This window comes from Corallococcus sp. NCSPR001 (assembly GCF_017309135.1).
In the GTDB taxonomy this organism is placed as follows: domain Bacteria; phylum Myxococcota; class Myxococcia; order Myxococcales; family Myxococcaceae; genus Corallococcus.
Genome location: NZ_JAFIMS010000002.1, coordinates 6484727 through 6508802 on the forward strand (window position 1 = coordinate 6484727; position 24076 = coordinate 6508802).

General features: G+C 70.4%; 27 protein-coding genes. 18 read left to right on the plus strand and 9 right to left on the minus strand.

The window, feature by feature from the left end; translation table 11 throughout:
- The first annotated feature begins 5 nt into the window (after window positions 1-5).
- Genes JYJ93_RS27975 through JYJ93_RS27990 form a run of 4 tightly spaced genes read left to right on the plus strand, consistent with a single transcriptional unit; the run spans window position 6 to window position 2466 of the window.
- Complete coding sequence (locus JYJ93_RS27975; protein WP_206797114.1) at window positions 6-947, plus strand: magnesium transporter CorA family protein; 942 nt, start codon at window positions 6-8, stop codon at window positions 945-947.
- Between the two features lie 35 nt (window positions 948-982).
- Window positions 983-1768 carry an alpha/beta fold hydrolase gene (locus JYJ93_RS27980; RefSeq protein WP_206797116.1) on the plus strand — a complete coding sequence of 262 codons (786 nt, stop codon included), beginning with the start codon at window positions 983-985 and terminating at the stop codon, window positions 1766-1768.
- 38 nt (window positions 1769-1806) lie between these two features.
- The gene (locus JYJ93_RS27985) at window positions 1807-2076 is read left to right on the plus strand and encodes a peroxidase (RefSeq protein WP_206797119.1); all 270 of its coding nucleotides are present in this window, start codon (window positions 1807-1809) and stop codon (window positions 2074-2076) included.
- 30 nt (window positions 2077-2106) lie between these two features.
- On the plus strand, window positions 2107-2466 hold the full coding sequence (locus JYJ93_RS27990; RefSeq protein WP_206797126.1) for a peroxidase: 360 nt from the start codon (window positions 2107-2109) through the stop codon (window positions 2464-2466).
- A gap of 3 nt (window positions 2467-2469) precedes the next feature.
- On the opposite strand, the gene JYJ93_RS27995 is transcribed toward JYJ93_RS27990, so the two are convergent.
- From JYJ93_RS27995 to JYJ93_RS28010, 4 genes are all read right to left on the minus strand, one after another.
- Window positions 2470-2850, minus strand: coding sequence for a hypothetical protein (locus JYJ93_RS27995; RefSeq protein WP_206797128.1), 381 nt, complete (start codon window positions 2848-2850; stop codon window positions 2470-2472).
- A 36-nt stretch (window positions 2851-2886) separates the two neighbouring features.
- Window positions 2887-3894 carry a membrane dipeptidase gene (locus JYJ93_RS28000; RefSeq protein WP_206797130.1) on the minus strand — a complete coding sequence of 336 codons (1008 nt, stop codon included), beginning with the start codon at window positions 3892-3894 and terminating at the stop codon, window positions 2887-2889.
- Window positions 3895-3969: 75 nt separating this feature from the next.
- Complete coding sequence (locus tag JYJ93_RS28005) at window positions 3970-5103, minus strand: serine/threonine-protein kinase (protein ID WP_206797132.1); 1134 nt, start codon at window positions 5101-5103, stop codon at window positions 3970-3972.
- A gap of 219 nt (window positions 5104-5322) precedes the next feature.
- Window positions 5323-5907 (minus strand): hypothetical protein, encoded by a 585-nt coding sequence (locus JYJ93_RS28010; RefSeq protein WP_242543951.1) that lies wholly within the window; start codon window positions 5905-5907, stop codon window positions 5323-5325.
- 336 nt (window positions 5908-6243) lie between these two features.
- On the opposite strand from JYJ93_RS28010, the gene thiS reads away from it, so the two are divergent.
- From thiS to JYJ93_RS28040, 6 genes are read left to right on the plus strand one after another with little or no spacing between them, the layout of a single operon-like run.
- Window positions 6244-6447 (plus strand): sulfur carrier protein ThiS, encoded by a 204-nt coding sequence (gene thiS / locus JYJ93_RS40855; RefSeq protein ID WP_120530083.1) that lies wholly within the window; start codon window positions 6244-6246, stop codon window positions 6445-6447.
- A 26-nt stretch (window positions 6448-6473) separates the two neighbouring features.
- Window positions 6474-7259, plus strand: coding sequence for a thiazole synthase (locus tag JYJ93_RS28020; RefSeq protein ID WP_120552339.1), 786 nt, complete (start codon window positions 6474-6476; stop codon window positions 7257-7259).
- A gap of 2 nt (window positions 7260-7261) precedes the next feature.
- A complete protein-coding gene (locus JYJ93_RS28025; protein WP_206797136.1) occupies window positions 7262-7894 on the plus strand; it encodes a thiamine phosphate synthase in 633 nt (210 codons plus the stop codon).
- Window positions 7895-7937: 43 nt separating this feature from the next.
- Entirely contained in the window at window positions 7938-8981 is a 1044-nt protein-coding gene (locus tag JYJ93_RS28030) for a hypothetical protein (RefSeq protein ID WP_206797138.1), read from the plus strand.
- A 6-nt stretch (window positions 8982-8987) separates the two neighbouring features.
- Window positions 8988-9872 carry a DUF4129 domain-containing protein gene (locus JYJ93_RS28035; RefSeq protein WP_206797140.1) on the plus strand — a complete coding sequence of 295 codons (885 nt, stop codon included), beginning with the start codon at window positions 8988-8990 and terminating at the stop codon, window positions 9870-9872.
- The gene (locus JYJ93_RS28040) at window positions 9869-11053 is read left to right on the plus strand and encodes a DUF4350 domain-containing protein (protein ID WP_206797142.1); all 1185 of its coding nucleotides are present in this window, start codon (window positions 9869-9871) and stop codon (window positions 11051-11053) included. The genes JYJ93_RS28035 and JYJ93_RS28040 overlap by 4 nt, the downstream gene beginning before the upstream one ends.
- Before the next feature lie 72 nt (window positions 11054-11125).
- Here JYJ93_RS28040 and exoP read toward each other — a convergent pair whose 3' ends face one another.
- The 5 genes from exoP to exoL form a co-directional block, all read right to left on the minus strand.
- Window positions 11126-12328: a spore coat polysaccharide biosynthesis glycosyltransferase ExoP gene (exoP, locus tag JYJ93_RS28045; RefSeq protein ID WP_206797144.1), complete on the minus strand. Its 1203-nt coding sequence runs from the start codon at window positions 12326-12328 to the stop codon at window positions 11126-11128.
- Window positions 12329-12415: 87 nt separating this feature from the next.
- Window positions 12416-13477: a glycosyltransferase family 4 protein gene (locus tag JYJ93_RS28050; protein ID WP_206797150.1), complete on the minus strand. Its 1062-nt coding sequence runs from the start codon at window positions 13475-13477 to the stop codon at window positions 12416-12418.
- Window positions 13478-13511: 34 nt separating this feature from the next.
- Window positions 13512-14042, minus strand: coding sequence for a serine acetyltransferase (locus JYJ93_RS28055; protein ID WP_269012375.1), 531 nt, complete (start codon window positions 14040-14042; stop codon window positions 13512-13514).
- Between the two features lie 103 nt (window positions 14043-14145).
- Window positions 14146-15663 carry an oligosaccharide flippase family protein gene (locus tag JYJ93_RS28060; RefSeq protein ID WP_206797152.1) on the minus strand — a complete coding sequence of 506 codons (1518 nt, stop codon included), beginning with the start codon at window positions 15661-15663 and terminating at the stop codon, window positions 14146-14148.
- Window positions 15660-16913, minus strand: a complete 1254-nt coding sequence (gene exoL, locus JYJ93_RS28065; RefSeq protein WP_242544728.1) for a spore coat polysaccharide deacetylase ExoL — start codon at window positions 16911-16913, stop codon at window positions 15660-15662. Before exoL ends, JYJ93_RS28060 begins: the two co-directional genes overlap by 4 nt.
- A gap of 410 nt (window positions 16914-17323) precedes the next feature.
- Between exoL and ccmA the strand changes: the two genes are divergently transcribed.
- The 8 genes from ccmA to JYJ93_RS28105 all read left to right on the plus strand — a co-directional run bounded on the left by ccmA (window position 17324) and on the right by JYJ93_RS28105 (window position 24042).
- On the plus strand, window positions 17324-17989 hold the full coding sequence (ccmA, locus tag JYJ93_RS28070) for a heme ABC exporter ATP-binding protein CcmA (protein WP_206797163.1): 666 nt from the start codon (window positions 17324-17326) through the stop codon (window positions 17987-17989).
- Window positions 17986-18690 (plus strand): heme exporter protein CcmB, encoded by a 705-nt coding sequence (locus JYJ93_RS28075; protein ID WP_120586507.1) that lies wholly within the window; start codon window positions 17986-17988, stop codon window positions 18688-18690. The genes ccmA and JYJ93_RS28075 overlap by 4 nt, the downstream gene beginning before the upstream one ends.
- A 3-nt stretch (window positions 18691-18693) precedes the next feature.
- Window positions 18694-19407 (plus strand): cytochrome c biogenesis protein CcsA, encoded by a 714-nt coding sequence (gene ccsA, locus JYJ93_RS28080; RefSeq protein ID WP_206797171.1) that lies wholly within the window; start codon window positions 18694-18696, stop codon window positions 19405-19407.
- Between the two features lie 2 nt (window positions 19408-19409).
- A complete protein-coding gene (locus tag JYJ93_RS28085) occupies window positions 19410-19577 on the plus strand; it encodes a hypothetical protein (protein WP_206797173.1) in 168 nt (55 codons plus the stop codon).
- Between the two features lie 4 nt (window positions 19578-19581).
- On the plus strand, window positions 19582-20076 hold the full coding sequence (locus JYJ93_RS28090) for a cytochrome c maturation protein CcmE (protein ID WP_206797175.1): 495 nt from the start codon (window positions 19582-19584) through the stop codon (window positions 20074-20076).
- Window positions 20073-22097 carry a heme lyase CcmF/NrfE family subunit gene (locus tag JYJ93_RS28095; protein WP_206797177.1) on the plus strand — a complete coding sequence of 675 codons (2025 nt, stop codon included), beginning with the start codon at window positions 20073-20075 and terminating at the stop codon, window positions 22095-22097. The genes JYJ93_RS28090 and JYJ93_RS28095 overlap by 4 nt, the downstream gene beginning before the upstream one ends.
- Window positions 22094-22651, plus strand: a complete 558-nt coding sequence (locus JYJ93_RS28100) for a redoxin domain-containing protein (RefSeq protein WP_206797179.1) — start codon at window positions 22094-22096, stop codon at window positions 22649-22651. The genes JYJ93_RS28095 and JYJ93_RS28100 overlap by 4 nt, the downstream gene beginning before the upstream one ends.
- A gap of 158 nt (window positions 22652-22809) precedes the next feature.
- On the plus strand, window positions 22810-24042 hold the full coding sequence (locus tag JYJ93_RS28105; protein WP_242543952.1) for a zinc ribbon domain-containing protein: 1233 nt from the start codon (window positions 22810-22812) through the stop codon (window positions 24040-24042).
- Window positions 24043-24076 lie beyond the last annotated feature (34 nt).

Genomic DNA, 24076 nt, shown 5'->3' on the forward strand with positions numbered 1-24076 from the left:
CGGAAATGATCCAGGTCTGTCTGTGGGAAGACGGCAGGGTGGTCTCGGGGGGTGAAGAACTGCTCGACAGGCCGGGGCCCAAGTGGATCGACGTCCTGGAGCCGGACGCGGAGGTGATGGGCCGACTGGCCGAGCGCTTCCAACTGCACCGCCTGGCCGTGGAGGACTGCCTGCACCTGGACCAGCGGCCCAAGCTGGAGGAATACCCACACCACCAGTTCATCGTGATGCAGGGCTTCAGCTGCGGCTCGGACGTCACGGAGCTCACGCTGCACGAGCAGCACTACTTCCTCGCGCAGGACTGGCTCATCAGTGTGCACGCACTGCGCCTGCCGGGCCACGACGCCATCCTGCGGCGCGTGAAGGACGACCCCGCGGGTACGCTGGGCCGGGGCGTGGACGTCATCCTCTACCTGCTCGCGGACGCGCTCGTGGACGCGCAGTTCCCCATCATGGACGACTTCGGCGACCGGCTGGACGACCTGGAGGACGCCATCTTCGCCGATCCGGATCCGGAGCACCTGCAGCGCATCTTCCAGCTCAAGCGCGCGCTGGTGACGCTGCGCCGCGTGCTGTCCCCGCAGCGGGACGTGGTGGGCATGCTGTCGCGCCGGGGCATCCCGCAAATCCAGGAGAAGACGACGCTGTACTTCCGCGACGTCTATGATCACCTGGTGCGGCTCTACGAGCAGATCGACGCCAGCCGCGACGTGGTGGGCAACGTGATGGACGGCTACCTGTCCATGGTGGCCCAGCGCACCAACGACATCAGCAAGCAGCTCACCATCTTCGCCACCCTCTTCCTGCCCCTGTCCTTCATCGTGGGGTTCTTCGGGCAGAACTTCGAACAGTTGACGGGAGGAGGCTGGTACACCGCCATGTGGGTGACCATGGTGGGCTTCCCCCTGGGGCTCGTCGGCTGGTTCAAGTACAAGAAGTGGATCTGACGCCGTCCCCTGCGACGGGCCGCGAGGAGGCACGCATGCTGACGGTCGCCGTGGATGGGGTCGCGCTGCACTACCGGGACGTGGGCCAGGGATTGCCGGTGCTGCTCATGCACGCCTTCCCGCTGGATGGCTCCGCGTTCGACCGGCAGGTGGCCGCGCTGTCCGGGCGCTACCGCTTCCTCGTGCCGGACCTGCGCGGCTTCGGGCAGAGCCGGCTGGGTGAAGGCCCCACGGAGATGCGCAAGCTGGCGCAGGACGCGCTCGCGCTGCTGGACGCGCTGAACCTCGACACGGCGGTGGTGGGCGGCGTGTCCATGGGCGGCTACGCGGCCCTGGCGCTCCTGCGCGAGGATCCGGGCCGGGTGCGCGGCCTGGTGCTCTCCGACACGCAGTGCACCGCGGACGACGCCGCTGGCAAGGACAAGCGCGAGGCCACCGCGCAGCAGGCGCTGAAGGAAGGCACGGCGTCCGTCGTCCAGGGGCTGGTGCCCAAGCTGGTCCACGCGGGGCCGGACTCACCGGTGGGCCGCGAGGTGACGAAGCTGGGGCTGTCCGTGTCGCCGGAGTCCATCGCCGCCGCGCAGCGGGGCATGGCGCTGCGGCTGGACAGCAAGGACCTGCTCGCGCGCTACGCGGGGCCCGCGCTGATTGTCGTGGGTGAGCACGACGCCGTGACGCCGCTGGCGAAGGCGAAGCAGATGGCGGACCTGGTGCAGGGCGCGCGGCTGGAGGTCATCCCCGGCGCGGCGCACCTGCCCAACCAGGAACAGCCGGAGGCGTTCAACTCGGTGCTGGACAGCTTCCTCGCGTCGCTGGCCTGATGGACGGCGTCCCCGTCCTTTTGCCAGGGAAGTGCGCGATGCCGAAGTCCCCCGCTCCGGAAAACATGTACCTGCCCGACGTGGAGTCGCACGAGTCCGACGGGCACTACGGGAAGATGATCGCCATGGCGCGGGCCGGGGGCATGACGCCGCCGGGCATCTGGCACCTGTTCGCGTTCAAGCCGCGCATGACGGACGCGCTGTCCGCCTTCACCCACGAGGTGATGAGCGGCCCGTCCCCGCTGTCGGCCGGGCTGCGGGAGCTCATCGCCGCGTACACGTCGCGGCGCAACGCCTGCGTATTTTGAACGGGCTCCCACGCCGCGGTCGCGGCGGAATTGCTGGGCAGCACGCAGCACGTCCAGGCGGTGCTGGACAATGTGAAGACGGCCCCCATCCCAGAGGCCGAGAAGGCGTTGTTCGCCTTCGTGGACCAACTCAACGACGCGCCCGGAGACGTGCGCCGCGAGGACGTGAATCGCCTGAAGGCGGCCGGCTGGTCGGACGAGGCCGTCTACGACGCCATCTCCGTCTGCGCCCTCTTCAACTTCTACAACCGGTGGATTGACGGCACCGGCGTGCAGGGCCTCTCACCGGCCATGTACGAACGGTCCGCGAAGCGCATGGCCGCAGGCGGATACCTGCCCGCGCCCCCGCCCGGTTCCCCGCCGAAGTCCGGAGGGGAACCGGAGCGCTGAGGCTCAGGGCTGGCAGACGGCCTGGTTGTCCTGCACGGCGCAGGACGAGCAATCCGCCGTCTTCACCAGCACGCCCTGCTGGCACGTGAGGAGCGCGGCGCCGTTGGGGCTGCACACGCCCTTGCCTTCCGCGGCGATGGCGCAGCCATCGTTCTCCTGGTTGAGGGACGTGTCGCACCGCACGCTGTCCGCGAGCTCCCGGCAGCCCAGCGGCCCTCGGCACGCGAGCGGACGCCAGGTGCCGTTACGGCACTCCAGGGCCTGTGCGTCGTCCTGGCACACGTAGTCGCCGCCGTCACACGAGTCGCCCGAACCCGGCCCGCCACAGCCAGAAAGAAGGAAGAAACCGACGAGGGACAGGAGCGCGAGGGGAAGACGTTTCATGGGTGCCGGCGACTCTTTTCGACAGGTATTTCGCTGTCAACCGCCGCCGAGCGTCTCTCGAAAGTAACGCCGGAAGTTGCCACCCATCACACGTTCCACCCAGGACTCCGGGTGTCGTTTGAGCAGCGCTTCCGTGAGCCGGGGCAGATCCGTCACATCCCGCATGCCCCGGGGCAGCGCCACCATGCCGTCGTAGTCGCTGCCCACGCCCACCCCTTCCACGCCCATCACGTCCACGGCGTGCTCCACGTGGCGGACCACGTCGTCCCACGTGTCGCCGCCCAGGTACACCGGCGCCAGGATGATGCCCACCACGCCGCCGCGCTGGGCGATGGTGCGCAGGGCCGCGTCGGACAGGTTGCGCCAGCCGCCGCCCGCCGCGCGCACGCCGGTGTGCGAGCAGAAGTAGCGCACCGTGGGGTGCGCGAAGAGGTCCGTGAGCGTCTGCTCGGAGGCGTGCGCCACGTCCACGCTCATCCCCAGGCGGGCCATCTCCTCCATCACCTGGTGCCCCAGCGGCGTCAGCCCCCGGTTGCCCATCATGGGGAAGGACGAACCGCCCAGGTCGTTGTTGGACAGGTGCGTGAGCCCCATGAAGCGCACCCCGCGCCGGTGCAGCTCCGCCAGCCGCTCCACCTGCCCTTCAATCGCGTGGCCGCCTTCCACGCCCAGCACCGCTGAGAGCCGCCCGTGCGCGAGGTTGTCCTCCAGCCCCGCCCCGGTGGTGGCGACGCGCACGGTGTCTCCGGAGCGGGCGCAGAAGGCGTCCAGCTTTTCAATCTGCCAGAGCGCGCGGGTCCACTCGCTCCCGCGCGCCTCTCGGGGCCACTTGCGCCACGCGGCGAACAGCGGGAAGCCGCCAATGAAAGGGAAGCCCCGGGTCACCAGCGTGAAGCACTGCAGCTTCACCCCCGCCTCGCGCAGGCGGGGGAAGTCCACGTGCCCCTCCGTCGACCGCTCGCACAGGTCGCGGTTCCACATCAGCGAATCCGCGTGTCCATCCGCGATGCACCACTGCCGGTGCAGCTCCTTCACGTCACCCATGCCAGCAGTCTTCGCCACGGCCTCCCGCGAAGACAAGCGCCCCCCAAGCGTCTGGCGATGTCCGGACGTCACGCCTCACGTCCAGTCCGCGCCGTCATCATCGCAGCCGTCCCAGAGGTCGTCCTCCAGCGGAAGCCCGGCCTCCGCCGCCCCCGCGGGGTCCACGAGCGCGTCCGTGCGCACCTCCGCCACCTCGCGCAGCGCTTCCGGCGGGCCATAGGGCCGTCCTGAAGCGATCAGCAGATCCCGGAGCGCGTCCCGCAGCTCCGCGCCCGTCTGGAAGCGCAGGTCGCGGTCGCGCTGGAGCACCCGCTGCAGCACCGCCCGCATGCCCGGCGACAGCCCCCGCGTGGCCTGCTCCACGTGGATCGGCGTCAGGCACGCCATGCGCGCGGCCATCAGCGGCGCGGGCAGCCAGCTGGGAGTCTCCGCGCACAGCCCGCGCGTTCCGGGCACGGGCTGGGCCTGCTGCGCGGCGCGCTCCACGTCGTCCAGGTCCAGCAGGTGCAGTCCGGTGAGCAGCTCCAGCAGCACCATCCCCAGGGAGAACAGGTCCGCGCGGCCATCCAGCGGCAGGCCCTCCAGCGCCTCTGGCGACGCATAGGCCACGTCCCCGCGCACGAGCCCCGGCTCCGTCACCACTCGCCCCGGCGTCCGCGACCACGCGAGCGCGAAGTCCGACAGCCGCACCCGCCCGTGCACGTCCACGCGCAGGGAGCGGGGGCTGATGTCGCGGTGGACCACGCCCACGGGCAGGCCGCGCGCGTCCTCCAGCGAATGCGCGTGATGGAGCGCGTCCGCCACCTCCGCGCCCACGTACGCGGCGAACGCCTCCGAGAAGGGCCGCCGCCGCAGCGCCGCGAAGCTGGCCAGCGTCTCCAGGCACGGCCCGTCCACGAACTCCGTCACCAGGTGGGGCGCGCCGTCATGCACCCGCACCAGATACACTGGCGCGATGGCCGGGTGGGACAGCCGCATGAGCAGCTTCACCTCTTCCCGCAGCCGCGCCCGCGCCACGTCATCCGTCACGTCGCGCAGGCGCTTGATGAGCACCAGCCCGCCCGGCGTGCGCGCGTAGTGCCTGCGGGCGAGCAGCAGCTCCCCTCCGGCGCGCGACCCCAGGTAGCGCACCAGCTCATAGGACGTGGCCCCGGTGGTGAAGAGGATGAAGGGCCGGGACGCGGAGGACGCGGGGGGATGGGTGGCCATCGTGGGTGACGCTCCTGACGAAGAGGCGCTTCCCGGGGGTGGGAAGGCATGAGGAACTCCTCACGCCCGCGTCCTACCACCCGGGTCAGACATCCCCATCCGACCCCACCGGGCGTTTCCCCGACTAAAAAGGAAACGGCCCCCACCGCGAGGGTGGGAGCCGCCGCCTTCAAGTATTTTCCCCAGTCCCGGAGGACGTCAGGCGCGTGAGGCGCGGGGTTACTTGTCCATCTTCTTCACCGGCGCCACCAGGGTGACGTCGCGGGCGACCATGTCCTTGCCGTCCATCACGTAGGAGGCGCGCACCTGCGAGCCCTCCTGGATGTCGTCCAGCTTCACCGCGCGGCTGCCGTTGTCCATCACCGCGGTCTTGTCATTGGTCTTGATCTTCAGCTCCTTGTTGGTGCTGTCCACCAGCGTCAGCGTGTCGCCGGACTTGGACAGCACGCGGCCGTTGACGGTGGTGGCCGCCGCGGCGCTGGTGGTGCCGGCCATACCGGAGCCGCCCTCGGCCAGGTCCTCGTTCCGGTTGGCCCGGGCCTCGGCCAGGTCCTGCTCCTCGTCACGGACGTCCTCGTTGGCGCTGGCGATCTTGTCGTTCGCGTCCTGGCGCGCCTCCGCGATGTCCTCGTTGGCGTCCTGCTGCGCCGACGCCAGCTCCTTGCTCTCGTCCTGGCGCGCCTCCGCCGTCTCCTGCGCCGCTTCCTGACGGGCCTCGGCGACATCCTCGCGCTGCGACTGGACGTCATCCTTCTTGCAACCGGTGACCATCGTCAGACCCGCGACCGCCGTGACCGCAATCATGAGCTTCCGCATGTGTGACCGCCCCCTGTGAGTGTGTTCTTGAGTGCCGGTGATTTGTTCCCCGGCGTTGGGCAGAAACTGGTCGCTCCCCCCGTACCTGCACAGCGCTTGGCAACGCAGGCAGCCATGAGCAGGGGCGTCCCGCGCACGAGGGAGGCCCTGGTCGCCCGCCTGCTGGGGAAGCGGAACAAAACGCAAAGGAGCGCGAAAAATCCGTTCCGGTGCGCTGAAGCAGGCCTGTTGCACGGGGGAGGCTGTGCGTTGACAGGGCAGAACCGCCCTTGTACTGGCACCGGCGGGTCCCGTCCGAAGGGAGCCGGAAGGAGCCGTGAGGCCGTGAACGTGTGGGTCAACGGAGAAGCGCGGACGCTGCCGGAGGGCAGCACCCTTTCGTCCCTGCTGGCGCTGTTGGAGCTGGGCAGCGGCCCGGGGGTGGCGGTGGAGGTGAACGCGGAGGTGGTGCGCCGCGCCCGTCATCCCGAGCACCGGCTCCAGGACGGGGACCGGGTGGAGATCGTCACCTTCGTGGGTGGCGGGTGAGCGCAGGCCCTGGAGAGGAGACGGTCATGAGCGGCATCGCGGACAAGCCTTTCACGCTGGCGGGGGTGACGTTCACCTCGCGGCTCATCGTCGGGACGGGGAAGTACCCCAGTCACGAGGTGATGAAGCAGTGCCACGAAGCGTCGGGCGCGGAGCTCGTCACGGTGGCGGTGCGGCGGTTGGACCTGAAGGCGACGGGCGAGGCGTCGCTGATGAACTGGATCGACCGCAACAAGATGCGCCTCCTGCCCAACACGGCGCTCTGCTACACGGCCGAGGACGCGGTGCGCACCTGCCGGCTGGCGGAAGAGCTGGGCATGAGCAAGTGGGTGAAGCTGGAGGTGCTCGGCGACGAGAAGACGCTCTACCCGGACGTCGAGGAGACGGTGAAGGCCGCTCGTATCCTGGTGAAGGAGGGCTTCACGGTGCTGCCATACACCAGCGACGACCCCATCACCGCGCGCAAGCTGGAGGACGCGGGCTGCGCAGCGGTGATGCCGCTGGCGGCGCCCATCGGCAGCGGCCTGGGCATCCGCAACCCGCACAACCTGCGGCTCATCCGTGAAGTGGTGAAGGTGCCGGTCATCGTGGACGCGGGCGTGGGCACGGCGTCCGACGCGGCCATCGCCATGGAGCTGGGCGTGGACGCGCTGCTCATGAACACCGCCATCGCGGGCGCGAAGGACCCCGTGCGCATGGCCGTGGCCATGAAGAAGGCGGTGGAGGCCGGCCGCGACGCGTTCCTGGCGGGCCGCATCCCGCGCAAGGCGTACGGCTCCGCGTCCAGCCCCATCGAAGGGCTCGTGGAGTAGCGGTGCCCGCCCTGCCCCGCCTCGTGGTCATCACGGACTGGCGGCTGCCCCGGACGCGGTTGCTCACCGCGCTGGAGCGGGCGCTGGAGGCGGGGCCGGACGTCGCCGTGCAGCACCGTCACCCGGAGGCCTCCGGGCGGCTGTTCCTGGAGGAGGCTCGGCTCCTGGCGGACATGTGCCGGGGCCGGGCGCTGTTCGTGAACGGCAGGCTGGATGTCGCGCTACTCGTAGGCTCGCACCTGCATCTGCCCGCCTCCGGCCCTTCGCCCCGCGACGTGCGCCCGTTCCTGCCGGCGGGCCGGTGGGTGAGCGTGGCGGTGCATGACGCGCGCGAGGCGGAAGGCGCGGTGGGCGCGGACCTGGCGCTGGTGAGCCCCGTGTTCGCTCCGGGGTCCAAGCCGGGGGATACGCGCGACACGCTGGGGCCTCACGGGTTCAGGGGGCTCGCGGAGCGGTTGCCCTGCCCTGCCCTGGCGCTGGGGGGGATGACGCCGGAGCGGGCCCGCGAGGTGCCGGGGGCCTGGGGTGTCGCGGTCATCTCCGCCGTGCTGGAGGCGGAGGATCCACGTGCAGCGGCACTCGCGTTGCTGGACGCCCACGCGAAGCCTCACGGGCGGCCCGGGCATTGTTCGTGATGGGTGAACCCGGGCGCTGAAGGCGGCGCTATGCTGCGCGGCCGTGACGCCCTCCCCGACCTCCGTCGAGCTGCGCCCGCTCGCCATCGGAGAAATCATCGACCGCGCGGCGACGTTCTGGCGCGCGCACCTGAAGCCCCTGTTCGTGCTGTGTCTGGGGTTCGACCTCCTCAACTACATCGCGGTGAAGGCATTCACCGTCGTGATGACACGCACGGTGGGCGTGCTGCCCGGGCTGGGGAAGGCGCCTCCGGGCGCGGATCCCATGCAGGCACTGGCCCAGTCCGGCATCGTGCTGGGGCTGATGCTCGTGCTGTATGTGTTCCTCGTCTGGAACTTCTGGGTGGCCACCACGGCGGCGGCCCGGTACGTGATTCCCGCGCGGCTGGGTGAACCGGTGCGTCCATCGGAAGGCCTGCGGCGGGCGGTGTCGCGCCTGGGCACGCTGACCGCGACCTACCTGCTGTCGATTCTCTGGTCCGTGGGGGTGACGCTCCTGTTGTGCCTGCCTGGCTCGCTCGTCATGGGGATGGGCGTGGTGGCGGCCGTCACCGGCCGGGGCACGGGCGGCGGCACGGCGTTGAGCATCGCGCTGATCATCATCGGCGCCATCGTGCTGGGCCTGGGCGCTCTGGCGGCGGTGCTCTGGTACTTCCTGCGCTTCATGCTCCTGCCGCCCGTGCTGGCGATGGAGGACGTGGGCGCGTGGGCGGCCTTCAAGCGCTCCGGGGCCCTGCTGAAGGGCCGCGTCGAGCCGGGCTTCATGGGCCGGGGCACGGTGCGGGCCATGGTGCTGTCCACGGTGGTGGGCGGCATCCTCATCGCGGTGAGCCTGGTGTCGGGGCTGCCCGCGTGGATCGTCCGGCTCGCCTACGGTGGCAACCTGTTGGACCCGGCGGCGCAGGCGGCCATTCCGCAGGCGCTGCTCGTCCCCGCGGAGCTGTTGCAGGTGGTGGGGCAGTCCTTCTTCACGCCGCTGAGCTTCGTGGTGTCCGCGTTCTTCTACGTGGACATGCGCGTGCGCCGTGAGGGCCTGGACCTGGAGCGACGGATCGCGACCGCGGAGCCGGCGACGCCGTCCCCCTGACCTCCCGTGCCCGCCCTGCCCCTGCTCCTCCTGCTGGCTGCCCTGCCCCCGTGCGCGGACCGGGAGGCGGTGTCGCGCCGGCTCGAGGACACGGCGCGTTCGCGGCCCGCCGCGCTAAACGCGGAGGTGAACCGGCTGATGGAGGCACTGGACGGCGTGCCCCTGCCCCCTGGAACCTCCGGACAGACGGAGCCCGAGCGGGCCCATCAGATCTCCGTGTACCTGGAGGCCGTGTGCGCGCTGGACGCGGAGCCGGCCGTGTCACCCGGCGTGACGAGCGAACCAGAGCGGCTGCGCGCCATCCTCGACCGGCCTGAGTTCGCGAGGGCCCGGCAGCGCAACAGCGACCTGCTGACGCGCCTTCTGCGCGAGCTGCAGAACTGGCTGGAGGGCCTCTTCGAGTCCCGGGGCGCGCAGGGCTTCGCGGTGGCCACGCGCGCGGTGATGCTGGGGCTGGCGTTGGCGGTGGTGTTGTTCGGCGTGCTGCGGGTGCGCTGGCGCCGGAGCAGGAAGACCGTCACCGCGCAGGGAGTGGAAGGCGAAGCCGCGCCCCTGGAGCTGGACACGCCCGGAGAACATCTGGGCCGTGCGCACACCGCGCTGGAGACGGAGGACGCGCGCGAGGCCATCCGTGAAGGCCTGCTCGGCCTGCTGTCCACGCTGGAGCAGCGCAAGCTGGCGCGGCCGGACCGCGTGAAGACGAACCGTGAGCTCGCCGCGGAGCTGCCCACGCGAGGCGCCCCCGCGCGCGTGACGGGTGAAGTGGAGCGGCTGGTCGGTTGGTACGACCGGGCCTTCTATTCGTTGGAGCCGGTGTCGCGCGAAGAGGCCACGCGCTTCGTGGAGTCCGTGGAGCAGCTGCACGGCTCGCTCGCGGAGGTCCGCCCGTGAGGAACGCGCGCGTCGCGATCGTCCTGGGTTTGATGATCGCCGTGGCGCTGGCAGTGGGCCTGGCCTCGCATGAGGCCCCGCCGGACTCGCCCGTGCCGTCCATCACGAACCCGGGCCCGTTGGGACTCAAGGCCCTCTTCGTCTACCTGGAGGAACGTGGCCGGGACGTCAGCGCGCAGACGTCGTCCCTGGACTCGATCCCCGCCGGCACGCGCACGCTGGTCATCGCCGCGCCGCAGGCCCAACCCGTGACGAAGGAGGAAGTCGTCGCATTGGAGCGCTTCGTCCGGGGCGGCGGCACGCTGGTGTATCTGTCTCCGCACGCGCTGGCGGAACACCAGCCGGGCATGGAGGACTGGCTGCACATCGTCTCCGGCGCCCTGCCCGGCACGAACCACCAGGGCCTTGCCTCCGAGTGGGTGGATCCCGCTGGCGTCACCGTGGACGTGTGGCTGCCCGCGGGCGCGCTGCGCGACCTGTCGCTCCTGCGCGTGGCCCGGGACCGGAGCATCCGGTTGGAGCACGAAGACGCGGTGCCGCTGGCGGGCCTGGGCAGCGCGGGCGTGCTGTGGCGCTGGGGCCTGGGCCAGGGCGAAGTCTACGTCGCCGCGGGCCCGGACCTCGCGGAGAACCGGCGCCTGGAGCTGCTCGACAACCTGCGCTTCTGGGATGCGCTCGCCGCGCGTGGCCCCCTGCGCTTCGACGAGTTCCACCACGCCGTCATCACCCGCCCGCCCCTGTCCCAGGGCCTCTGGGTCTTCCTCGCGCAGAGCCTCGCCGTGGGGCTCGTCTACCTCGTCTCCCGAGGCACCCGCTTCGGCGCGCCCCGGCCCGTGCGCGTGGAGCGGCACCGTTCATCCCGCGAGTACGTGCGCTCCCTGGGCTGGCTCATGCGCCGCGCGAAGGTGGAGGCCGAGCTGCTGCCAGAGCTCGACACCGGCCTGCGGCGTCTGATGCACGAGCGCCTGGGCATCGCCCCTTCCCTGCCGGACATGGAGGCCGCGCGCCTCTTGGAAGAGACGTGCGGCGTGCCCGCGCGCGACTACCTGGACGCGAAGGAAGACCTCCTGCGCGCGCGGGAACGCACGCCCATCCGGCCCGCCGACTACACCCGCCTCGCCCGCCGCTACGCCCTGCTGGAGCGCCGCGTGACGGGCCGCGATGGCGCCCCGCAGGAATGACGAAGGCGCGGTGCCCGGGGCGCTCTCACGCTCCGGACCCGCGCCCTCTTGTCGCCCGGTACCGGACCGGACCTACAGCTTCTTGCCCGCCGCGAGCATCGCCTCACCCACGTGCTGACGGATCTCCGCGACGCGGGCCTCCCAGCTCTCGTGGAAGATCTTCTCCGCGCGCTCCCGGTTCGGGCCCGGGTTGTCCGCCAGCGCGGCGTTGACCTGCTTCACGTAGTCCTCGGGCGTGGTGGCGATGCGGCACAGGCCCACCTTGCGGACCTCCGGCAGATCCGACGACACCACCGGCAGGCCGGACGCCAGGTACTCGCGCACCTTCAGCGGGTTGGAGTTGAGCGTCAGCTCGTTGATGACGAACGGGTTGAGCGCCACGTCGAACGCCTTGTTGTAGCCCGGCAGGTCCGCGTACGGCTTGCGCCCCAGCATGTGGATGTTGGGAACGGCGCGCAGGCGGCTGTCGTCGCAGTCCGGCGTCGTCTTGCCCACGATGACCACCGAGCCCTCAGGGTGCGCCTTCGCGCACGCGATGATGGCGTCCTGATCAATCCAGTCCGCCACCAGGCCGAAGAAGCCGATGATGGGCTTGGGCAGCTTCGCGATGTCCTCCGGAATCTTCGTGGCCGGGTCGCACGCCTTCACGAAGTGCGCGTGGTCCGTGCCGTGGCGCACCAGCACCGTGCGAGGGTTCACGCGCTTCTTGTTCTCATACAGGCGCTCCGCGGACGTGATGCACATGTCCGCGCGCTTCAAGAGGCGCTCCTCCAGCTCCGCGATGTGCTTGCCGTTCGTGTCGCTGAACGCGGAGAACTCGTCCACGCAGTGGTACACGACGAAGTCCTCGCCCAGCGTGCCGGACACCGGCGCGGACGCGGGCAGGAAGCTCCAGGAGATGGGGCGCTCGAACTTCAGCTGCTTCATCGCGCGCAGCACCTGGAGCCGCAGCAGGTGGCGGTTCGCCTGGCGCACCGTCTCCGAGCCGTAGAACGGGATCGCCAGCGGCGCGAGCACGTGCAGGTTGGGCTCCACCTCCTTGATGCCCTGGGTGAACGTCTTCAGCTTCTTGATGATCCGCTGGGCGTCGTGCGCGTTCGCCTTGGGCGCGCGGTTGCCAATGCTGTTCACCCACAGCACGCGGTTGTCCCGCGAGAGGATCCGCATGATGTGGACCTTCGACAGCGGATCCCCGTCCCAGTCGTTGGAGAACACCACCAGGTCCCGCCCGCGAAGGGCCCGCTTCGACAGATCCATCTCTTCACTGCGCCGCATCGTCTACTCCTGAAGTCAAAAGTTCAGTGCTGAAGTCCCTGAAGCGCGCCCTCTCACTCGAAGGCGCCCCAACCCGTCCCCACTCCGTCACGCCGCGTTCACGGTTCCTGCACCTGCCATGCCGGACGGCAGCAACTCCGCGTACAGGTCCAGCATCACCGGCCCCGCATCCGGAGCCGTCACCTTCGCCGGGCCCGCCGCCAGCGCGTCGCGCACCGCCTGCGCCAGCGCCCGCTCGTCCCCGGCCTTGAACAACCGCGTGCCCTCGGGCCGAGCGCACACGTCGCTGGCCACGCACGGCACGCCCAACGCCAGCGCCTCGCGCACGGAGATGGAGTCCCCGTCATGCGTCGTGGGCCGGATGAAGACGTCGCTCTGGGAGATGAGCCCCAGCGCCTTCGCGTGCTCCAGCTCGCCCAGGTCATCCAGGAGCCCCGCCACGCCCAGCTCGCGCGCGTCGCGGATGAACTCCTCGGAGCGCGTGCCTGGGCCGAACAGCGCCAGGCCCACGCCCGGGTGCTCAGCAGCCACGAGCTTCAGCGCGCGGAACATCTGCTTGCGCCCGTACACGGGCGAAGGGTGGTGCGCCATCGCGAGCAGCGGACGGCGCCGGGCCCGCGCGGCCTCCACCTCCGGCGTCACCGGACCGGGCCGCACCTGCGAACCGCAGAAGGCCGGATGCACCACGACCTTCTCCGCCGGCACGCCGCACGCGACCACCGCGTCGCGCACCGCTGGAGAGACAGCCACCACCCGCGCGTAGCCCGCCAGCGCCGAGCGCGCGAACACGCGCCGGGCCTGCGACTCCGCCAGGTAGTCCGGAATCAGCCCGGAGTGCAGCGTGATGACGCGCGGCGAGCGCGGCCCGGGCATGGTGCCCACCAGCGCCGCCAGCACCCACGCCTTCGGGTTGTTGCCACTGGTGTGCAGGTGGACCGTCCAGCCCGCGGAAGTGAATCCCGCGAGCCGCAGGCCGAAGGCGGCGGCGCCGTGCACGGGGAGGACGTCCGGAGCCGGCCGGCCACCCTTCCCGATATCGAGCACCTTCGCCTCGACCCCGCGGTCGCGCAGAAATTGATGGAGTTGACGGACGTGGATGGCCACGCCCCCGTACGGCGGCGGGTAGTCCCCGACGAGCAGCACGCGCATGAAGGAAGCCCTCTTCTCCAGCGAAGCGAAGTGCCTAGCGCGCGGAAGCCTGCGCGGAGGGACGTGGGACCTGGGTGAGCTTCGGCGGCGTGCGCTGGGGCAGCAGGCCCATCTCACGCTGATACGTGGTGAGCGGATCCGCGTCCTGGCGGATGAGCTTAGCGGGCACGCCCGCGACCACCGCGCCCGAGGGCACGTCCTTCACCACCACCGCGTTGGCGCCAATCACCGCGAAGTCGCCCACGTGGATGTTGCCCAGCACCTTGGCGCCCGCGCCGATGCGCACGTAGTCGCCAATCACCGGCGCGCCCTCCAGCCCGGAGCGTCCGCCAATCGTGACCTGCTGCGAGATGAGGACGTGACGGCCCACCTTCGCCGCCTTGTGGATGACCACGCCGATGCCGCCGTAGCCCAGCTGCGTCCCCTCGCCGAGCTCCGCGTCCTCGGGGATGTAGGAGCTGTGCAGGTAGTAGATGGCCTTGCGAAGAACGGCGGGCAGCAACGGCACCCCACGCTTCTTCAGCCCATGCGCCATCCGGTACAACGTCATCGCGTCGAATCCCATCACGCCTCTCCTCGCCCTCGCCCAAAATCCGTGACGCCTGGAAGGTAGGTACCCACGCGTGGGGAGGGAAGTGCCCCCCACGCGTGCGATACCCGACGGAGGATCAGGCCGCGCGTCGGGGACGGAGGGACTGCAAGGCGCTCCACGGGCGAACGCCTTGCGCATACAGCCCCACCACGTACCCCACCACGAAGAGCAGCCCCGCCACCGCCAGTGGCAGCACCCGCCACAGGAAACCCGCGGGCAGGTTCACCCACGTGTCATGCACCCCGGAGCGCAGGAGGAAGATGCTCCCGCCCGCCGCGAACGCCGCCAGCGACGCCTGCGCCAGCTCCCGCCACGGGATGACGTCCTTGAGCGCCAGCTGCCGCTCGGGCGTGGACAGCGCGCGAGGCACGCGGATGAGCAGCATGCCCTTGCCCATCACCTCCGCCAGCGCCCAGGACGCGATGCCGCCCATCATCCCGAAGTGCTTCACCCCGAACCACAGGAGCGGCACCGTCACCACCGCCTTCACCAGGTAGGACGCGAAGATGGCCCGCGTCTGTCCCCGGGCCCGCAGCGTCCCGTCCATGGGGAGAATCGACAGCACCACGCCCAGCACGCTCACCCGGAAGATGGGGACCGCGGGCAGGAACTTCTGGCCGAACATGGCCCCCACGAACTCCGGCGCCGCAGCGAAGAGGAACGCCGCGAAGGGCAGGAACACATACGCCAGCTTGCCGGCCGCCTCCCGGAAGGCCTCCACGCCCTCCTCCAGCCGGCCCTCGCGCTCCAGCTCGCCCAGGCGCACCATCAGCACTTCGCTGGTGGGCGTGTAGAGCAGGTCCACCACCGGCAGCTGGAAGCAGCCCACCCGGTAGAGCGCATACACCGCGGGGGCCACCACGCCCGCCACCGCGTACATGTGCGCGTTCTGCTGGGGGATGGCCAGGCACATCGCGGCACCAAACGGCGCCGCGTACACCAGCTGCTCCTTGAACAGCTTCCAGTCCACCAAGGGGCCCGTGGACCCACGCAGGGACACCACCCACGTGGCCACGTAGCGAAGCCCCGCGAAGCAGGCCACGGCGATCATCATCCCGTGCAGGGAGAAGCCCAACAGCGGCGGCAGCACCATCACGCCGGAGCGCACCGCGTCCGACGCCAGGTACACCACCGCGGACGCCTTCGTCTTCCCCTGGCTGGTGAGCGAAATCTCCAGCGGGTAGCTGCCCAGGAAGAACGCCGTGTAGAGCGCCAGCGCCGCGCGGTGCTCCATCAGCGCCGGGTTGTTGAAGTAGGCCGCCACGTGGCCCAGGAAGAACCACACCAGCCCCGCGGCCACGACGCCCGCGCCCGTGACGAAGAGCAGCGCGTGGCCTAGGTAGGGCCGCTTCGCCTCCGCGCGAGGCAGGAAGTAGTAGAGGCTCTGCGCCACGCCGAACGGCAGCACGTACGACAGCGTCGTGGCGATGAGGAACAGCTGGTAGTAGGTGCCGTACTCGTCCAGGCGAAGCACCCGGGCCAGCACGAGCGGAATGGACAGCGTCAGCCCGGCGGTGAACAACCGGGCCAACACCAACGGGCCGGCCCGCCCCAGGAACGACGGGGACGGGGCCGGCTTGGGTGACGCACTCACTGGAGCTCCTCCGGCTTCGCCGCCTCCGGGGCAAGGGCCACGTTCGGCGCAGCCACGACCTGCGCACCCGTCACCACGGCCGCAACCCGCGGGTCCGTCACGATCACCGGAGCTGTCACATTCACGACGTCCACCGGCGTCGCCTTCGCGAGCGCGGCCTCCGCGGCGGCCGCCTCCTCGACCAGGATGTTGGGGGCGCCGCTCACGGCCGCGGTGAGGATGTGCGGACGGTGGCCCAGCACCGGGTGGCTCATGCCCAGCACACCGAAGCAGTCATCGAACTGGCACACCGTGAGGGCCGACGAGTAGTCCCCCATCATCCCCAGGCTGAAGTTCTCCCACATCACCTTGCGCTTGAGCGCGAACGGGTCGCCGCCCACGCGGTTGGGCAGGTCCTCCGTGGTGACGCCCGAGCGGAAGCCGTTCGCCTTGAGCACGCGGATCATCTCATCCGAGTACCAGCCGTTGCAGTACGCGAAGTCCTTCACCTGGACGCCGACCTCGCGCTCGATGGTCTCCTTGGACTCGACGATCTCCTTCTCCACCACCGACGTGGGCTCCAGCGTCAGCACCGTGTGGCCCAGCGTGTGCGCGCCGAACTCGAAGCCGTCGCGCGCCATCTGGCGCACCTCGTCCCAGTTCATCACGTCGCCCTGCTCGGGCATCAGGTCCGAGCCGCCGCCCAGCTGCTGCTCCAGCGCGTCGATGATGCCGGTGAGCACGCGCGTCGGGTGCTCGCCGATGAAGTCGTCCAGCGCCGCGGACGTCGTCTTCTGTCCGGAGAGGATGGGCCCCAACAACTGCACGGACGGGCCGGGCATGGCCGCGTAGTCCGGGCGGAAGCGGCGCTCCTGCACGCAGCGCAGCAGGTGGAACAGCCGGTCGTGGTTGAAGCGCTTGTCCGTGTTGATGAACGCGGTGGGCAGGTAGGTGATCGCCGGCACGCCCATCTGCTTCAGCACCGGGTACGCATACCGGTACACGTCGCGGTAGCCGTCATCGAACGTCACCACGAACTGGTCCTTCTTCGCCGTGCGGCGGCCCGCCATCACGTCCACCGCGTCGCCCAGGCTCGCCAGCTCGAAGCCCGCGGCGTGCGCCTGCTCCAGGTGACGGCGGAACGTCTCCTGGGAGATGAGCAGCCCCGGGATGGAGCGCTGCAGCTCCCCGGTGAAGTCGCTCACCACGCGGTGGTAGCTGACGATGAGGATGCGCCGGCCCCCCGACTGCGAACGGCGGTACGCCGCCATCGCCTTGCGCACCCCGCTGTAGTGGAAGAAGCCCGCCGCCGCCGCCTTCGCCGCCCGCCGCAACACCCTGCCTGCCATCACGCCTCCCTCGCGGCTTTCGCCGTCTGCCCGCTCCCCCCATTGGAACGAGCCCCGGCCCGCGTGACTGCATGCTGGATGCCAGGGCAGGCAGGTGGTGGAAATCCCCCGTAACCCCAGGAAACTCCGTGCCCAGGAGGGCAGGAACGCCCCTCCAGAGGTCGTACCTGGGTGTACCAGGGCAGTCGAGCGCCCACCCGTGGCGAAAACCTTTCAGTCCCCCGGCGAAAGCGGCGGAAGAAGCAGGCGTAAAAACTTCTTGTCCTCCGGCGGGCGACCCCAGGGGTTTCACTGGTGAACAACGGGGTTTAAGGCTACGAAACGGCCCGCCGATGCCCCCTCTCCCCTCTGGATCAGCGCCCGCGCTCGCCCTCCATGACGTGAGCAAGCGCTATGGGCGAAGGTGGGCGCTGGCGCGGCTCACCTACGCGCTGCCCGCTGGCCGCTCGCTGCTGCTCACCGGTCACAATGGCTCCGGGAAGACGACGCTCCTGCGCCTCGTCGCCACCGCGCTCGGGCCCACCGCGGGCCGCGTGGAGGTGCTGGGCCGGGACGCCGTGACGGACCGTGAAGCAGTGCGCCGCGACGTGGCGCTGCTGTCCCACGCCAGCTTCCTTTATGAAGACCTCACCGCGCAGCAGAACCTGATGGTGCTGGGGCGCCTGTTGGGCGTGGACGCACCCCAGGACGCCGCGGACGCGCTGCTCAACCGCGTGGGCCTCACCCGCCGCACGGACAGCCCGGTGCGAGGCTTCAGCGCTGGCATGCGCAAGCGCCTGGCCATCGCGCGACTCTTGATGAAGGCACCGGCCCTCGCCCTCCTGGACGAACCCTTCGGGGAGCTGGACCCCCAGGGCATCCAGGACATGGAGGGCGTCATCGCGGAGCTGAAGGCGGGCGGAACCACGGTGGTGCTGGCCACGCACCTCATCGAACAGGGGTTGAGCCTGTGCGAGGAGCGGCTGCACCTGCAGGATGGCCGGGCGGTGGCGGCATGAGCGCCCCGAATGCGAAGCGCCGTCCGGGCCTGCTGACGACGACGCTCGTCCTCTTGCGAAAGGACCTGCTCATCGAATGGCGCACCCGCGCGCGGCTCAACGCGCTGGTGTTCTTCGCCATGGCCACGCTCTTGCTCTTCTCCTTCGCGCTGGGCCCGGACACGAAGCTCCTGGAGCGCAACGCGGGCGGCTACCTGTGGTTGGCCATCCTCTTCGCCAGCGTGCTGTCCCTGGGCGAGTCCTTCCGCGTGGAGACGGAGAACGCCTGCCTGGACGGCGTGCGGCTGGCCCCGGCGGACGCGCGCGCCATCTTCCTGTCCAAGGCGCTGGGCAACGCCCTGCTGCTCCTGGCGCTGGCGGTCGTGCTGGTGCCGGTGATGGTGGCCCTCTACGGCGTGCGCATCGTCACCGGGGTCGGTGACCTGGCGGGCATCCTGGTCCTGGGCAGCCTGGCGCTCAGCGCCCCGGGGACCGTGTACGCGGCCATCTCCAGCAATGCCCGGGCACGGGATGTGCTGCTTCCTCTGCTATTGTTCCCGCTCGTCATCCCGGCCCTCCTCTCCGCCGCCAAGGGCACCACGCTCGTACTCCAGGGTGACCCGATGCAGCAGCTGGGCTCGTGGCAGGGGCTGCTGCTGGGGTTCAATCTGATTTACTGGGGCGTGGGCTTCTTGCTGTTCCCCCGGGTCATCGAGGACTGAAGGATGAACAAGTTCGTCAAGTTCGGGTTGCCGGTGGTGACGCTGGCGCTCTTGGGCGCGGGCTGGTGGCTGGGCCTCGCGTGGGCGCCGCCGGACCGGGAGATGGGCGAAGTGCAGCGCATCATGTACGTCCACGTGCCGCTCCAGTGGATGGCCATGATGGCCATGTTCATCAACTTCGTGGCCGCGGTGACGTACCTGATGCGGCAGTCGTGGAAGACGGACGCGATGGCGGAGGCCTCCGCGGAGGTCGGCCTGCTCTTCGGCACGCTGGGCATGATCACCGGCTCCATCTGGGGCCGCCCCACCTGGGGCGTGTACTGGTCCTGGGACCCGCGCCTGACGTCGGAGGCCATCCTGCTGGTCTCCTACACGGGCTACCTGGTGCTGCGGCGCTTCGTGGAGGACCCGGAGAAGCGCGCGGTGTGGAGCGCGGTGGTGGCCATCATCGGGGCCATCAACCTGCCCATCGTGTGGTTCTCCGTGCGCTGGTGGCGCAGCCTCCACCAGGTGCAGTCCAGCCCCAAGACGGTGGACCCGCAGATGGTGCTGCCCCTGCGCGTGTCGGCGTTCGGCATGCTGGCGCTGCTCATCGTCTTCATGGTGCACCGCTACCGCATCGCGCTCGCGGAGCGGAAGGCGGAGGTGGCGCTGCCGGAGGCGCTGCCCACGGATGACCCCGCGCTGCGCGCGTCCCATTCCTCGAAGGTGGCCTGAACATGACCTCGCTGACGTCTTTGATGCTGCTGGCCCAGGTGGGCAGCGGCCGGCTCCAGGGCGGCTGGGGCTATGTGGGGGCCTGCTACGGCATCTCCGTGGCCGCCTTCGTGCTCTACTCGGCGTCCCTCTGGGCGCGCCGTCCCCGCGCCACCGACTCGAAGGAGTGAGCCCATGACGCCCGTCAATCGCAACCGTCTCATCGCGCTGGGAGCCCTGCTCTTCGCCGGCGCCGGCCTGGGCTTCATCGCCTTTGGCAACATCGGGGACAACCTCGTCTATTACTGGAGCCCGTCGGAGCTGCTCTCCAACGGCGACAAGGCCTACACGGCCACCATCCGCCTGGGCGGCGTGGTGCAGCCGGGCAGCATCCAGTGGAACGAGGGCCACACCACCCTGGACTTCCGCGTGGCGGACGGCCCGAACGCGGACGCGAAGAGCGTGCACGTGCGCTCGCTGGAGACGCCCCCGCAGATGTTCCGCGAGAAGATCGGCGTCGTGGTGGAGGGCACCTACGACAAGTCCGGCGTCTTCACGTCCAACCGGCTGATGGTGAACCACTCCAACGAGTACCGCGCGCCCAAGGAAGGCGAGGAGCCGCGCAAGTGGCAGGACACGCTGGCTGAAGGCGCCACCACCGCGACCGCGACGCCGCCGGGGGCGCCGTGAACGGAATGCTGGGCTACGGGCTGGTCCTCGCGGGCCTGGCCTTCGCCGCGTTCGGCGCCATCCTGGGACTGGTGGGCGGCATGCGCCGCAACGACGCCAGCTACCCCTGGGTGCTGCGCGCGGTGTGGGGCTTCGCCGCGTGCATGATCGGCAGCAACCTGGTGATGGTGGAAGCGCTCATCAACCACGACTTCAGCGTGAAGTACGTGGCCCAGGTGGGCAGCCGCGCCACGCCGCTCATCTACACCATCGTCTCGCTGTGGAGCGCGCTGGAAGGCTCCATCCTCTTCTGGGGCCTCATCATGGGCGTGTACCTGGCGGCGTTCGCCTGGGTGCACCGCAAGGAGCACGCGCGCTACATGCAGCTGGCGCTGGGCACCATGCTGGCCGTGGGCGTCTTCTTCGCGTTCCTCATCGCGGGCCCCGCCAACCCCTGGGGCGCCGTGTCGCCGGTGCCGGCGGACGGCCCGGGCCCGAACCCGCTCCTGCAGAACCACTTCCTGATGATCATCCACCCGCCCATGCTCTACGCGGGCTACGTGGGCATGACGGTGCCGTTCGGCGTCGCCGTGGCGGGCCTGCTGCGCGGGGAGATTGGTGAAGCGTGGATGGCGCCGCTCAGGCGCTGGACGCTCATCGCGTGGATGTTCCTCACCCTGGGCATCGTGCTGGGCTCCTGGTGGGCGTACGCGGTGCTGGGCTGGGGCGGCTACTGGGCGTGGGACCCGGTGGAGAACGCGTCGTTCCTGCCGTGGCTGACCGCGACGGCGTTCATGCACTCCACCATGGTGCAGGAGCGCAAGCGGATGCTGAAGCTGTGGACGCTGAGCCTCGCGCTCGCGTCGTTCGTGCTCACCATTCTGGGCACGTTCATGACCCGCTCCGGCATCTTCAACTCGGTGCACTCGTTCACCCAGTCGGACATCGGGCCCACGTTCCTCGTGTTCATCGCCATCCTGCTGGTGGTGTGCATTGGCCTGCTGGCCACGCGCGGCCACCTGCTGGCGCCAGAGGGCCGGCTGTCGTCGCTGATGTCTCGCGAGGCGAGCATCCTGGTGAACAACCTGGTGTTCGTGGCCATCACCTTCACGGTGCTGCTGGGCACGCTCTACCCGCTGGTGTCGGAGGCCGTGCGCGGCATCCGCGTGAGCGTGGGCGAGCCGTACTTCAACAAGATGGCGGTGCCGGGCGGCATCGCGGTGCTCTTCCTCATGGGCGTGGGCCCGGTGCTGCCGTGGGGCACGCCGGACAAGGCCACGCTGCGCCGGCAGTTCCTCATCCCCGCGGCGGTGGGCGTGGTCATCACCCTCGCCTGCTACGCGGCGGGGCTGCGCGGGGTGTACCCGCTGCTCACGTTCGGCCTGGCGGGCTTCGTCACCGTCGTCACCCTGCGCGAGCTGGTGGTGCCGGTGCGCGTGCGCATGACCGAGCGCAAGGAGGGCTTCGTCACGGCGCTGACCACCGCGACGGGCAAGGCGCGCCGCCGCTTCGGCGGCTACGTGGTGCACCTGGGCATCGTGCTCATCATCGTCGCCGTGGCGGCCTCCAGCGCGTACGTGAAGCACACGTCCGGCACGCTGAAGAAGGACGGCACGATGATGCTGGATGGCTACCAGCTGAAGTACCTGGGCCTGTCCAGCGGCGAGGAGCCGCACCGCACCTTCGTCGCCGCGCGCCTGGAGGTGACGGCGCCCAACGGCGACGTGAGGGAGCTGCGCCCGCGCATGAACTACTACGAGCGGAGCACGGACCCCGTGGGCACGCCCGCGGTGCGTGAGTCGCCGAAGGAGGACCTGTACATCTCGCTGATGGCCTTCAGCGAGACGACGGGCACGGCGAGCTTCAACGTCTGGGTGTTCCCGCTGGTGGGGTGGATCTGGTACAGCCTGCCGCTCCTGCTGCTGGGCACGCTCATTGCGGTATGGCCTTCGCGCCGGGCGGCGGTGCTGCGCACGGACGCGGCTCCGGTGGGCGCGGCGCCTCCCCTCCCCGGCACGGACGCCGAGCGGGGTGCGGCATGAAGCGCTGGCGGCTTCCCCTGGTGTTCACCGCGGTGGGGGCGGCGCTGCTCTTCGTCCTCTTCCGGGGGTTCGGGCGCGATCCGCACGAGGTGCCCTTCATGCTGAAGGGCGCGGCCGCGCCGGACTTCACGTTGAAGCCCCTGAGCGGCGGAGACCCCGTGAAGCTCGCGGACCTCAAGGGCCGGCCGGTGGTCATCAACTTCTGGGCGTCGTGGTGTGGGCCCTGTAAGTACGAACACCCGGTGCTCGAGTGGGGCGCGCGCGAGCTGGGCGCCCAGGCCGTGTTCATGGGCGTCGTCTTCGAGGACACGGAGCCCAACGCGCTCGACTTCCTGCGCCGCATGGGCGCGAGCTTCCCGCAGCTGATGGACGAGCGCTCGCGCATGGCGGTGGACTACGGCGTCGCGGGCGTGCCGGAGACGTACTTCATCGACGCGCAGGGCATCATCCGCGGCAAGCACGTGGGCCCCATCGACCCGAAGACGCTGGCCACCCGGGTGCAGGAGCTGAACCAGCCCCTGGCCCCGACGGCGGAAGCCGCGCGCCAGAACTGAGTCACCTGAAGCCCGCTTGGACGGCAGGCGCCCGGGAGCCCCGCGAGGGAGTCCCGGGGGCCGCCTCGCGGGAGGCCTGGAAACCGTAGTAAGTCCCATCTGTCGGCGTCGTTCGCGAGGGCTTCCCCCGGCCCCTGCTCCAGCGAGGTGGGCTCCCCATGCAGTGCCCCGAGTGCGGTGAAAGCGCGGCGGACGTCCGCCTGATGTACTGCGAGAACTGCGGCGCGAAGATGCCCGCGCGTCCCGCGCCCCCGCCCCGAGCCAGCAGCGCCAAGAGCCAGCGCCCCAGCCGCCCCATGTCCGAGCCGGCCTACGCGGCGGAGATCCTGGACGAGGAGGAGGAGGCCCGGCAGCAGGGCCGCGGCGCACAGCCTCCGCGCGGTTCCAGGGCGCAGCCTCCACCGGAGGAGTTCGAGGACGAGGATCCGTACACGGGGCCCCGCTGGCTGAAGGACGTGCCGGGCCACTCGCAGAGCGTGCTGGGCGTGGGGCTGGTGGCGTTCTCGCTGTTGCTGTCCATCCTGCCGTTCTTCCCCAGCGTGGGCGTGCTGGGGACCCTGCTGACGCTGGTGGGCAGCGTGTCGCTCGTCGCGCGGGAGCTGCGCCGCGACGGCAACGCGCCCGGCTGGGTGGACTCCGTCCCGCTGGTGCTGATGCGGCCGGAGCTCCCCGCCGCGTTCACGCTGCTGCTGGTGGCGCTGTCGGTGCGGCTCTTGTCCGGGTTCAACCTGCTCTTCCCCATCTGGGCGGCGGGGACGGCGCTCATCGCCGTGGAGCAGTACAAGCTCGTCATCGCGGAGCCGGATGGCGTGGCGCGCGACTTCGACCTGCGCTCGCTCCTGGGCTTCCCGCGGGTGCTCGCGCTGGCGGGCGTGGCGGTGTGCGTGGTGGCGCTCTTCCTGCCGTGGGGCAAGGTGATGGCGGATGGCTCGGCCCTGCCGGACAACGCGCCGGTGCCGGGCAGCGTGCGCGCGGGGCCGTCCGAGCTGCGCGTGATTCCTACGACGCGGCCCTCGGATGACTCGCTCTACAGCGCGGGGGGCGGCGTCGCGTCGCGCTCGGGCTGGGACCTGCCGGTGTCGGAGCTGCCGCTGCTGGTGCTCCTGGCGGTGCTCGTGCTCGCGGCGCTGCGGCCGGACGTGGAGCGCCCGGCCTTCCTCAAGTGGGCGCCGGTGGGCGCGGTGAGCGTGAGCCTGCTCTGGGCGCTCGCGGGGGTGAAGCTCGCGGTGGGCCCCTTCGTGTTCCTCGCGGGCCTGGGGGCGGTGGGCTTCCATGCGGTGCGCCAGGCGCTGGGGCGCGACGAGCCGGCGGAGTATCTGCCGCCGGAGGACGATCCGTACGATCCGGACCAGGACCTGGAGACCGAGCCGGACTCGGGCTACCGAGGCTAGGCCCCTTGCCTTCCATCGGATGGGCTGCCCGGGC